Source organism: Stackebrandtia soli, assembly GCF_965137155.1.
Lineage (GTDB): Bacteria > Actinomycetota > Actinomycetes > Mycobacteriales > Micromonosporaceae > Stackebrandtia > Stackebrandtia soli.
The window spans coordinates 62,934-74,425 of record NZ_CBCRZX010000004.1 but is presented as its reverse complement, the minus strand read 5'-3'; the positions used below and the strand labels follow the sequence as shown (position 1 = coordinate 74,425).

The window sequence follows — 11,492 nt, the reverse complement described above, 5'->3', positions numbered from 1 at the left end:
GTACTGGTGCTGCGGTGCCTGCGCACCCGGGTACTGGCCGGGGCCGGGCATCCCGCCGGGGGGATGACCGGGTCCGGTGTTCCGTGCGCCGCCGTTGGTGACGGCCCCCCTCAGTTTCACCAGGCCGAACAGGACGTACCCGAAGACGATCGCCGTGATCAGGAACATGCCGATGTACATGGCGAAATCGGAGTCGGCGGGGTCGAGGATTCCACCGTAGAGTTTGGACGCCTCCCCCGCCACGTTGGCGAGGATCAGGTACGCCAACGGCAGCGCGATCCAGGTGACCGGGTGCCATCCCTTCGTTCGCAACTGGTCGCGTCCGACGAACACGAAGTCGGCCGCGACGACGAGTGGGGTGATGAGGTGCTCGAACAGGAAACCCGTCTGATCCAGGTCCCCGGAACCGAGGATGAAGATGGAGGCGACGCAGATCAGGAGCATCATGGACGCGAGGGCGCCGCGCAGCCAGGTCACGGCCGCCAGACCCGCCGCTCGCGGGATCAGCGCCACCACGGCGAGGAGCGCGAAGCAGATCGCGGTGACGAGGCTGCCGGATTGGCTGAGGAACCACAGGTCGGTCCAGCCGATCATCGGGTGATAGGCGACCGTGTAGACGCCGAAGAAGGCGCAACCGGCGACGATGAGCCGCCAGACTCCGGTGCCGACGCGCGGCAGCGCGCCCGATGGGGGAGCTTGAGTCGGAGGCGGGTACAAGAGAACTCCTTGTGGTCGGTCGTTGTCGAACTGGTCGATACATCCCGACGTCACGGGGGTGTCGGCTCGCCGGTGTCGGGATCCATGACGTAAGCGAAGGTATCGCCACACCGCAACGAGGTGCGGCCAGGCGAGTGTCATCGAACCGGGCACGGCAACGGCACGGCTCGCACCGGCCTGGTCGTGCCGACGGTTTCGAACTCCGCCCTTTCGCGGACCCGACGTCATCCGTGACCGTCCACATCAGGATTCCGAGGCTTGGTGGCGCCACTCCTGGCACTCGACGGTGGCCGACGTTCCTCCGATGCGATGCGGCTGTCTTGTCGCAGTGGACACATAGACTGCCGCGCATGTCGACTCGTTCCCCCATGCGCTCCAGTCGAATTCCTTCGGAATCGCCCATCATGGACTTCGACCTCGTCGCCGTCGACGGCCGACCGCTGTTCGTCTGCGTCGACTTCGGGAGCCGCGTGTTCAGCTGGGATCCGCTGGGCGACGCGTGGACCGGTCACGTTCTGGCCACACCGTGGCGGTCCGACTCGGAGTACGACTTCCTCGAGCTCCTCGCGCTAGGGGCCGTGGTGGTCGACGGCCGGATCGTCGTCGGTGGCGGCGCCGAGCACCAGTCCTTCACGCAGTGGGACCTGGAGACCGGCGCGGTCCGGACCTTCGCTCAGCCGACGCACGGCGGGGTGGCGAGGGTGATCTCGGCGGAAGTCGATGGGCGGCCGCTGATCGTCAGTGGTGACAGCAGCCTTCCCGCGACGGTGAGACTGTGGGACGCGTCGCGGCTCGACTCGGCGGACGAGGGGGAAGCCGAAGCCGAGGACCAGTCCGTGCCGCTGTACGGGCATTTCGACGGGATCGGTGGAATGGCGGCCGGAACGCTCGACGATCGTCCGGTCGTCGTCTCCGGGGGCTGGGACGGCCGGGTGCTGCTGTGGGACCTTCGCGAACAGTGCGTCCTGAGCGAGTTCCAGAAGCTCGGAACGCCGATCATGGGCGCCGGTCTGGTAGACATCGACGGTTTCGCGCACGTCGTGGTCGGTGGCCATCGGACGCTGACGCTGGGCGACGCGGAGACCGGAGAATGGGTGACCGCCTTCGGTGGGTCGCCCGATGCCGAGTCCGAGGACGAGGACGACGAGGATTTCGACCGGACCGGAATCAGCTGCCTCGACGTGGGGCTCGTGGGTGACGTGCCGGTCGCGGTGACCGGTTTCAGGGACGGCGTTGTGCAGCTGTGGAATCTGCGGGATCGGCGTCCCGTCGGGGTTCCCTTCGCGGCGCATCGCAAAGAGGTCTTCGCCGTCCGCATCACCGAGCTCGACGGTCGGCCGGTGACCATCACGGCGGGCCGCACGGACACGTGCGAGTGTGGAATCTCGAACCGTGACGGGGTGCCGCGCCGATCGGCCGAGGGCCATACGGGTCAACGCGCCGACGGCCCTGTCACGAGAGCGCAACGGTCGGGCCGCTTGGAAACGGAGGTGGAGCCCGCTCCGACCGGTCCCCTGGGCCGCGTCGGTCACACCCGACCGCTCGGGTTTCGCGGGGTGACGTCGAGTCTCTTCTTGTACACGGTCGAACTGCGGCGCACCACCATTCCGGCGCGTTCGTACAGCGGCAGCGCACCGGTCGCGGAGTGCGTCCACAGCACACAGCCGCGCCGTCCTCGACGGTGAAAGGCGGCGAAGGCATACCGCAGCAGGCTGCCCGCGATGCCGCGACCGCGGTGGTCCTCGGCCACCGCGACCTGCTCGATGTAGCCGTCGGCGGAGTCGGGGTCGTCCATGGCCAGCAGCACTCCCACCGACCGACCGTCCACGACGGCCATCATCGACGCGTCCGGCGCGAACGAGCCTCGCTCGACGGTCAGCACCGCCCACTCCTGATAGGACTTTCGGCGGCCCTGCCAGGTGAAGGCGTCCTCGATCAGCGTGTGCGCGGCCGGGCCGTCCGCCGACCGAAACGGCCGGACCTCGACGCCGGTCGGCGCGGGGAGTTCGGTGGGTTCGTCGTTCAGCTCGATCGACAACTGCCAGGCGGTCACGCTCGGGGCGAAACCGCGCGCCGTCAACAACTCACCGGCCACCTTGTCGGCGTTCTCGACCACCTGGGCGAGCTCCCGCGTGTCCTTCTCCATGGCCCGCGCCTCGATCCAGCTCAACAGCCACTCACCCAGTCCGCGCCCCCGATGTCCAGGGTGGACGCGGGCCTCGCTGCGTCGATCGACCCAGGCGTGCGCCACCAGCGTCCCCGTCCCGTCCTGGACCAGGACGGTGTCGAGCGCCGGGTCGAACCCGGGACGCGCGAACACGGCGGCCATCGATTCACGGTTGGACTCCGCACGCCCGAGGAGCTGACGTTCACAACTGTTGACCAGTTCGCGGATGGCGTCGATCTCGGCCGGGTCACCGGTCCGGAGCGAGTAGCCGACGGGCAGAGCGGACGTGGACGGCATCGAGTTGGTCCGATCGAAGGCGGGACGGCGGACTCCGGCACCGGGAATCGGTGTGCGCGGCGGCGGTGGCGCCCGGTGACCCGGGTGAACCCTGGGGACCGACCGATCGGGCCGACCGGAAGTCTAGAGGTCCCCGTTGCTCAGCACATCGGCTACGGCAGCGTCAGAACCTCATCGACCGCGTTATCGGACCTGCATACGACACCGGTATGCAGGAGCTTCTCCACCTTGCCGAGTGACGCCCTGACCCGTGCCTCGCGCGACCTGAGATAACGGGACAACCTCTAGTGCCTCGGCGTCCCCAACGAACGCGAGCGACCGCGCAGTTTCGCGCGTCGCGGGGATACCCGTGACCGGGACGGCTCGTGGCCGAAACCACCGCGACCGAAGGAACGCCCGATCACGAGTGAACGAGGCCCCGGAAAGCGGTTGCACCACAACCGTCCCAGGGCCTCGTCGTCACGGCGCGGTCGTCGCGCCGCGTCACGCACGTCGAGACACCGTCATCCCGACCTGGCGGATGCCGGTGAACTCAGCCACGGATTGGCGAGGTCCACGTAACCCAGATCGCTGGTCATCGCGGTCTCCTCGTTGAAGAGCGCCTTGAGCTCCTCCGGTGGCTTCTTCTGCTCCCCTTGGCGTGCTTCGGCTTCCGACTTGAAGTACATCGCCTCGGTGAAGTGCGCCTCGTCGGAGTGAATGGCGGTTCGCCCGCCGATGATGTCGGGACGGAAGTCGCCGACGGTCTCCTCCATGCGATCCTGCAACGCCTCCATCCGTGGGACGTCGTTGACCGCGCCGTGAATCACCTGTACGAAACCGGCGTCGTCCGAACCGCCCCCCATGAAATCGCTCGTGTGGGTGCAGTTGTGGAAGGTGACGTCGCCGTCGAACAGCCTGGACGTCTGCATCCACCAGTCGTGCTGTTCGGGCCGGTCGCTGTTCGCCTGCGCGTCACTCGCCGATCCGAATCGGGCCAGCGCGATGAACTGGTTGTCGGCGTTGACTCCGGCGGTGGTCCCGAGCCACCCGATGGCGTTCGGTGCCAGTTGTTCGTCCCACCGGTCGAACGCCCGTTTGAGCTGCTCGGCGTCGGAAGTCATTCCATGCACCACTTGAATGAACATGCCTACCCCCTCGCATGTGATTGGAAGCGCCCTTGCTGGGTCGCCACCTCGGGAGATACCCGAATGTCGCCGAAAGTAACCGCGCGGCCATTAGATTTCGATGAGCATTCGATGTCCGGGCGCAGTGAGAGGGGGTTCCGACCATGGATCTCGTGACGGCGTTTCACCGCAGTCTCGACGGTTTCACCACCAGGGTCGCGCAGGTCGAGGAGAGCCAATGGGGCGCTCCGACACCGTGCGAGGAGTGGGACGTGCGAACCCTGGTGAACCATGTGGTCTCCGAGACGCTCTGGGTTTCGCCACTGCTGTCCGGGGCGACCATCGCCGAGGTCGGTGACCGCTTCGACGGCGACCAGCTGGGCGACGATCCGGCGGCGTCGGCGCGGTCGGCAGCCTCCGCGGCCTCCTCGGCGGCCGACGAGGCCGGGGTGCTCGACCGAACCACGCATTTGTCGTTCGGTGACACCCCGAGCGAGGAGTATCTGAACCAGATCACGGCAGATCTGGCGATCCACTCATGGGACCTCGCGGTGGCGACCGGGGAGGACCCGGTCCTCGACCCGGAGGTCGTCGACAAGGTCGGCGACTGGTTCCAGGAACGGGAGCAGTTGTATCGGGACTCCGGGGCGATCGGGCCCCGTGCTCCGGTGCCGTCCGATGCCGGGCGGCAGGATCGGTTGCTCGGCGCTTTCGGCCGCAACCCGGACTGGTCGCCCGACGTGTGATCGGCGGGGTCGGTCGCACCGTCGGCGCGGGAGCGCGCTGAGCCGGTCCCACCGCACCGAGGGGCCGACAGCCAACCGGCGTGACCCGTCGACGTGGACCGGGACCATCCCGGCTCGCCTGTCGTCCGGGACGTCGGCCAGGCTCGGTTTCCATCGCGCCGAGGCGGCGCCATGGCCGCCGCCGCTGTCCCGCACCCGCGCGACGCGTTATCCCCGACCGGTCGAGGATGATGAACATGCCTCTGTCGACGGCGTTCACCAGATTCCTGTCCATTCGGCATCCGATCGCCGTGGCGCCGATGGGCGGTTGCACCGGTGGGGCATTGGCCGCCGCAGTGTCGAACGCGGGCGGCCTCGGCCTGGTCGGAGGTGGTCGGGGAGACCGCGAATGGCTGCGGCGCGAACTGTCCCTTGTTGACGATCGGACCGCCGAACCGTGGGGCGTCGGACTCCTGACCTGGGCGGTCGACAGCGAAATCGTCTCCCTGGCCCTGGAGTACGAGCCCACCGCGCTGATGCTCTCCTTTGGAGACCCCGGACCGTTCGCCGAACAGGTCCGCGACGCCGGTGCGAAACTCATCGTGCAGGTCACCACCCTCGATGAGGCGGCTCGTGCCGTCGAGGTCGGCGCCGACGTGATCGTCGCGCAGGGCACCGAGGCCGGAGGGCACGGCGGACGGCGGGGCACTCTGCCGTTCGTTCCCGCCGTCGTCGACCTGGTCTCGCCGACACCGGTGCTGGCCGCCGGCGGAATCGCCGACGGTCGCGGTCTGGCCGCGGCCTTGGTCCTCGGTGCGGCGGGAGCGTTGGTGGGCACCCGTTTCCAGGCCAGCCACGAGGCGCTCGTGCCGCCCCACGTCGTTCAAGCGCTTCTAGATGGACGGGGTGCCGACACCGAGCGCAGCCGCGTCCTGGACCTCGCCCGAGGCGCGGGTTGGCCCGAGGAATACACCGCTCGTGTGTTGCGCAACCGGTTCTTGGAGAACTGGCGTGACCGGGAGGACGAACTACGCCATGACGAGGCGGCCAAGCGGGCCTACCGCGAGGCGGCGGCGCGAGACGACCTCGAGGTCATCTCCGTGTGGGCCGGGGAGGCGCTCGACCTCATCACGGAAACCGCTCCGGCGGACGAGCTGGTCGCCGCACTGGCAGCGGAAGCCGAACACGCCCTCGACTTCGCGCGGAACGGCTGAGGCCGCGTCGGCGATGGACACGGCCACGGTCTTTCGGTCTGCGTCGACGGTCGCCGAAGTCGAGGAGTGCCCGTTTGGAGTGTTCCGGGGGATTCCGCGGCCCGTCGTGGCCGCCACCGGTTGTCGTGGCCGACTGGCTCGCGATGCCTTGACTCGGTGATCACCTTGGGCCAAGGAGGCGTAGTCGTTCCCGGACGTGCTCGGTGTCCGGATGCTCGAGTTTCTCCATAAGGGATAGAGCTCGGCCCAGATCGTCGCGCACCGCCGGAACGTCCTTCATGGCCTGGTGCGTCTCGGCGAGATTGAGATAGACCTTCGCCAGATTATGGGTGTTTCCGAACTCGGTGTGCAGTTCCAGCGCGTGTCGGTAGCTGGTGACCGCCTCGTCGAAGTCGCGTAGGTGGTGGTGGATGTATCCGAGGCTGTCCCAGGTCTCGGCCTCCCCGTGAGGCTCGCCGAGCTCGTGTAGGAGGGTCAGGGCCCTTTGGCAGTCGCTCAACGCATGGTCGTAGTCGCCGAGCTTGGCGCGGTGCCAGCCGATCGAGTTGAGCGCCTTCGCCTGACCGACCGGGAAATCGACCTCTGTGAACAGTTGAAGTGCCTTTTCAGAGTGAACCAGGGCCAGCGCCGACTCGCCCTGCTGCTCGGCGCAGAAGGCCAGAGCGAGGTGCGCGTTCGCCTGGCTGCGGGGTTGGCCTCGTTTGAGCGCCGTGGTGAGGTGCCTGCGCGCTTCGTCCATGTTGCCGACCCGGATGTGGGCGTTGCCGAGTGCCAGATGAATGCGATTGTGGGCGTGCTTGTCGTCGGCCCGGTCGGTGGCCGCCAATCCGGTCTCCAGAATGAGAATCCATTCGGACCAGAAGCCTGCGGCGAGGTAGGTGGTCATCGCCCAAGCCAACTGCCAGGTGTGCTTGTCGTATCCGTCATGCGCCCGTTGGACGGTGGCGCACAGGTTCCGATGTTCCTGCGTGAACCAGGTCAACGCCTGGGCACGTTTCGTGGGCGAGTACGGGACCGAGTCGGGAGTGGGTGCCTCGATGTCGATGGGTATCCGTTGTGGATTGATGAGTCGTTCCGCGGCGAGAGCGGTGTGCAGATAGTGGTCGAGCAGGCGGTGGTTCGCCGCGTCGCGGGCGTCGTCGCTGTCGTGTTCCACCGCCAGATCGAAGGCATAGGCGCGCAACAGATCGTGAAAGCGATACCGGTTGGTGGAGTCCTCGATGAGCAGGTTCGCGCGCGCCAGCTCGGTCAGCAGGGACGCGGCCTTCCGCAGCGAGGTCGCGGTCAGGGCGGCGGCCGCGCGGACCGAGAGCTCCGGCCCGTGGTGCAACGCCAGCAACCGGAACAGGCGGGCCGCGTCGGCGCTGACGGCTCGATAGGACCATGAGAAGACGGCCTGCACGTCGGTGGCCGAGTGCACGCCGAGCAGCGCGGTCAGGCCACGGTGCGCGTCGCGAAGTTCTGCGGCCAGCGCGGAGAGCCGGAATCCCGGGTGGACGGCGGCGCGGGCCGCCACCAGCGCGAGCGCCAGTGGCAGGTGGGCGCACGAGGCGATGATGTCGCCCGCGGCCTCCGGTTCGAGGAGAACCTGATCATGGCCGATCCGTCTGGCGAGCAGCTGCCGAGCCTCGGCGGCGGTCATGACGTCCAGGACGACGGGGCTGGCGGCCTCCGTCGCGACCAGGCCGGTCAACTGGTCGCGGCTGGTCAACACGGTCACGCAGCCGGTTCCGCCGGGCAGGAGCGGACGGGTCTGCGCGGTGTCGCGCGCGTTGTCGAGGATCATGAGGATTCGCTTGTCCGCCACCAGACTGCGATAGAGCCCGAGCTGACCGGCTGGGCTGTGGGGCAGCTGCGCGGGCCTCACCCCCAGAGTGTCCAGCAGCGTCCGCACCACTTCGGCGGGAGTGACCACCTTCCCGGTCGGGCTGAATCCCTGGAGGTCTATATAGATCTGTCCGTCGGGGAAATGAGCGGCGACGCGATGGCCCCACAGCACCGCCAAGGTGGTCTTTCCCACCCCGGCGGGGCCGGTTATGGTTCCCAGTGCCGCACCAGCGGCGTCGGGGGTGAGAAGACGGTCGAGCGCGCTCAGTTCCGTTTCGCGGCCGACGAAGCCGGCGATAGCCGGGGGTAGCTGGCGCGGTACGACGGCCGATCGCACCGCCGCCGACGATTCCGACGCGGCGTCTGTCCGTGCTTGGGGTTGCGCCGCCTCCAGCAGCGCGACACCGTCGGCTTCGGGGAGCCGCATCGCCTTGGCGAGCGCGGTCACGGTGGACGCCCGTGGGCGTCGATCGCCGTTCTCGATCATTCGAATTCCGCGCACGCTCACACCCGAGACTCGAGCGAGCTGCTCCTGCGACATCCCCGCCCGCAGCCGGTGAGCGCGAAGCAGGCGCCCCCATGCCGCCGCGTCATCCCGGTCTGTCATGACCCTCGTGCCCTCTTGCCGCTGATAGTTTCCTGGGTTGTGCCGCTTCTGTTCCTTGTGGTCCGTTTAGTAACGATAGAAGCTTGGTTGCAGTACGACAAGCCAGAATCCTTACCTGGCAACAGGTTTCGGATTCGGTGACGTGGCCGTCGGGTCAGCGGAAGACGACAGCGATGGGGCTGTCGGTCGGGGAGGGCGGTGTGACACCGCTCGACTCCGAGGACACAGCGAACCGAGACCCGAAAGCCGATCCACCACGATCCAGGAGGAAGACGATGCCTTCACATCACAGCAATTCGATCGGGACCCGCGTCCTGAAGGCCGTCGCGGTCGCCGTCATGACGTTCATGATGGTTGCCGGCGGGGCCACGGCCGCCCAGGCCGCCACCTTGGGTGACGTCGCGACGGTCAACTCCGTCACGACGGTCAACACCACCTCGACGGATGACGTGTCGATCCAGACGTGCGTCGGGGCGGGGGGCGGTATTCACTGCTACGGCTCCACCACGCTCTCGAACGGCAACAAGCGGTGCTACTCGGACTACCGGCACGACACCAAGTACCACGGAGCGAAGGTTGTCGGGGGTGGCAAGGAGGCCACGACGTATCAGAACGCGGGAATCTGGGCCAAGGCCTTCATCGACGTCCCGGCTGGGGCATCCTGTGCCTTCGCCTATGCCGTATAGATCCTGATCTTGCCAAGGCGGTGGCATGTGGCGCCCCGCCGATTACATGGCACCGAACCCGGCATGATCGTCGAGATCATGCCGGGTTCTCTGGCGTCTCCCCATTCATCGTTTCCGCGTCAAACGCGGTCAAGATGGTCGGGGAATGTCGGCTCGGTACACAGTCGACGAAAAGCACAAGGGGCAGAAGGTGCAGTCGGGTAAGGACCACCGGCCCACCTTGCGCAAAGGTCACCTCTGGCGCCGTGGTGGGACTTCCTTCCCGTCACAGGGGAAGGGCGCATCCGCTTACGTCGCCCCACCAAGCCGGGGTCCCATCGGACATGTCGGGGCGGTCGAAACGCGAGAAATACAGCGTCCGGAAGGTACGACCTGCGCGCTGACCGAGCGGTTCAGCGTTTGCGTTTGCCCTTGGCTTCCTTGTGCTGGAGGTAGACGAAGAGGCGGCCGAAGTTCTTGGAGCCCTTCCGATCGAGGGCCTTGGAACTTCCATCCGAGCGCAAGCCAAGTGGCGCTTGACAATCCCAGTAGATGGTCAAGCGCCACGATAAGGTTCGCTGGGAAGTCCGGTGTCGACAGTCCGTCAACGCCGTCACCCGACTCCGCGGCCGCTATGGCGGTATCAGCAGCAGGCGTACTGGTAGTAGCCGTCGCGGGCAAAGTTGACGCGGGACCGCGTCTTGGTGTGGAGACCGCCGCATATTCCGCTTTTGTAGCGGCTACTTCAGTGGGTCGATGCGATGAACTTCTCATCGACATATGCCCACGGTGCTTCGTCACGGCCAACAATGTAGTCGGTTTGTAGCCCGGCGCCGTAGAAAGGTGATGGACTTCGCGAGCCGCGATGGTGGTCCGCATTGGACCGAGGAGGACTCATGATCAGACCAAGACGGAATTCACTGAGGACACTAACGTTGGCGCTGGTGCTAGCGGTCACGGCGGTGGTCGCGCTCAACGCATTTGAGGGGCCGACCCGGGCCCAGGCGTCCACAGGATCGTCGTCGTTCAGCCTTGCCGACCCGCACACGGTGCAGGCCAAGGATCGCACCTACGTCACCTACGGGACGACCGTCGGCCCCGGTGCCGGCCCCCGCTGTGGCGCCCAGGCGGGGGTGACGTTGTACGTGCCCTTCCTCAATCACGGGTCGGGTGACACGGTCGGCATGTCCGACTGTGTCGCCGGCGACGCGCTACCTTCCGGGCCCGGCTCCTGGGCGGTGGACAACGGTGCCATTTGGGCGCCCGGTGTGACGTATTTCAACGGCACGTACTACATGTACTACACAGCGACGAAGGCCGGAACCAGCCAGAAGTGCATCGGGCTGGCCACCTCCGGTGGAGCGAAATCGCCATTCGTCAACAGGGGCGAGTGGGCTTGCCCCAGCGGCGGCCGATGGGCCATCGACGCCAACCCCTTCGTCGCCAACGGCAAACTCTATGTCGCCTACCGTGATGATGCGATCACCTCCTATCCGGAGACCGGCATCTCCATCGTGCAGGTCGGTTCGGACGGGTCCGCTATCTGGAGCACCCGCCGCGACGCGCTGAAGAGCACCGACCTCGTCTGGGACACCAAGAACACCTCCGGCGGAACCCACGTCATCGAGAACCCGTCCATCTTCGTCGGCGGCGAAGGACGCTACTACCTGCTGTTCTCTGGCAACAACTGGAAGAGCGCCCGTTACTCGACCGGCATCGCGGACTGCGGCACGAATCCCATCCCGTCGACCCGGTGCACTCTTCTGAAGGACGGCAGGAACCGGCCATACTTCGGTTACACCGGATCCGGCGGGATCGGGCCGTACCGAGGCCTGCCCGGCAACCACCCCGGCCCCGGAGCCATGGCGGCCTTCTACACCGAGGGCAACCGCCGGTGCGTCGTTTGGGCCTGGTACAACCCCGCCACCGGTAAGCGCCACCCGATCATCGGCGAACTCAAGCTCGACTCCAGCGGATTTTATGTCACGTGATTGATCCGGCGACCTTGCGCGAGTCTTCCAAGTCGCCGCGCGACTGAGAGGTCGCGCAAGATCGCCGGACACGTATCGCGAGTCCGATCACTACTGCTTCGTGCGGGTGAGTCGAGTGCGATTCTTCATTCGCCCAGTTTCGGCGCAAGGACCGCCTCACCCGTTCGATTTGCCCT

Annotated in this window: 8 protein-coding genes and 1 pseudogene; 5 read left to right on the top strand and 4 right to left on the bottom strand. The window is 66.9% G+C overall.

What is annotated here, in order from left to right; translation table 11 throughout:
• Positions 1 to 717, bottom strand: a 717-nt coding sequence (locus ACM9NP_RS03845) for a hypothetical protein (RefSeq protein WP_415645165.1), incomplete at its 3' end; no start/stop codon positions are given.
• Here ACM9NP_RS03845 and ACM9NP_RS03840 point away from each other — a divergent pair.
• Positions 687 to 1,652 (top strand): annotated as a pseudogene (locus ACM9NP_RS03840) (hypothetical protein); the annotation flags it as partial. The gene ACM9NP_RS03845 and the pseudogene ACM9NP_RS03840 overlap by 31 nt on opposite strands.
• A gap of 593 nt (positions 1,653 to 2,245) precedes the next feature.
• Here ACM9NP_RS03840 and ACM9NP_RS03835 read toward each other — a convergent pair.
• Both ACM9NP_RS03835 and ACM9NP_RS03830 read right to left on the bottom strand, forming a co-directional pair.
• Positions 2,246 to 3,181: a GNAT family N-acetyltransferase gene (locus ACM9NP_RS03835; protein WP_415645164.1), complete on the bottom strand. Its 936-nt coding sequence runs from the start codon at positions 3,179 to 3,181 to the stop codon at positions 2,246 to 2,248.
• A 503-nt stretch (positions 3,182 to 3,684) separates the two neighbouring features.
• A complete protein-coding gene (locus ACM9NP_RS03830) occupies positions 3,685 to 4,284 on the bottom strand; it encodes a hypothetical protein (RefSeq protein ID WP_415645163.1) in 600 nt (199 codons plus the stop codon).
• A 167-nt stretch (positions 4,285 to 4,451) separates the two neighbouring features.
• On the opposite strand from ACM9NP_RS03830, the gene ACM9NP_RS03825 reads away from it, so the two are divergent.
• Together ACM9NP_RS03825 and ACM9NP_RS03820 are read left to right on the top strand one after the other, a co-directional pair.
• Positions 4,452 to 5,033 carry a TIGR03086 family metal-binding protein gene (locus ACM9NP_RS03825; protein ID WP_415645162.1) on the top strand — a complete coding sequence of 194 codons (582 nt, stop codon included), beginning with the start codon at positions 4,452 to 4,454 and terminating at the stop codon, positions 5,031 to 5,033.
• A 236-nt stretch (positions 5,034 to 5,269) separates the two neighbouring features.
• Positions 5,270 to 6,226, top strand: coding sequence for an NAD(P)H-dependent flavin oxidoreductase (locus ACM9NP_RS03820; RefSeq protein ID WP_415645161.1), 957 nt, complete (start codon positions 5,270 to 5,272; stop codon positions 6,224 to 6,226).
• Between the two features lie 160 nt (positions 6,227 to 6,386).
• Here ACM9NP_RS03820 and ACM9NP_RS03815 read toward each other — a convergent pair whose 3' ends face one another.
• A complete protein-coding gene (locus ACM9NP_RS03815; RefSeq protein ID WP_415645160.1) occupies positions 6,387 to 8,660 on the bottom strand; it encodes a tetratricopeptide repeat protein in 2,274 nt (757 codons plus the stop codon).
• 275 nt (positions 8,661 to 8,935) lie between these two features.
• Here ACM9NP_RS03815 and ACM9NP_RS03810 point away from each other — a divergent pair, with 275 nt between their 5' ends.
• Both ACM9NP_RS03810 and ACM9NP_RS03805 read left to right on the top strand, forming a co-directional pair.
• Positions 8,936 to 9,346, top strand: a complete 411-nt coding sequence (locus ACM9NP_RS03810; RefSeq protein ID WP_415645159.1) for a lactococcin 972 family bacteriocin — start codon at positions 8,936 to 8,938, stop codon at positions 9,344 to 9,346.
• Between the two features lie 923 nt (positions 9,347 to 10,269).
• A complete protein-coding gene (locus tag ACM9NP_RS03805; RefSeq protein WP_415645158.1) occupies positions 10,270 to 11,316 on the top strand; it encodes a family 43 glycosylhydrolase in 1,047 nt (348 codons plus the stop codon).
• The last annotated feature ends 176 nt before the right edge of the window (positions 11,317 to 11,492 follow it).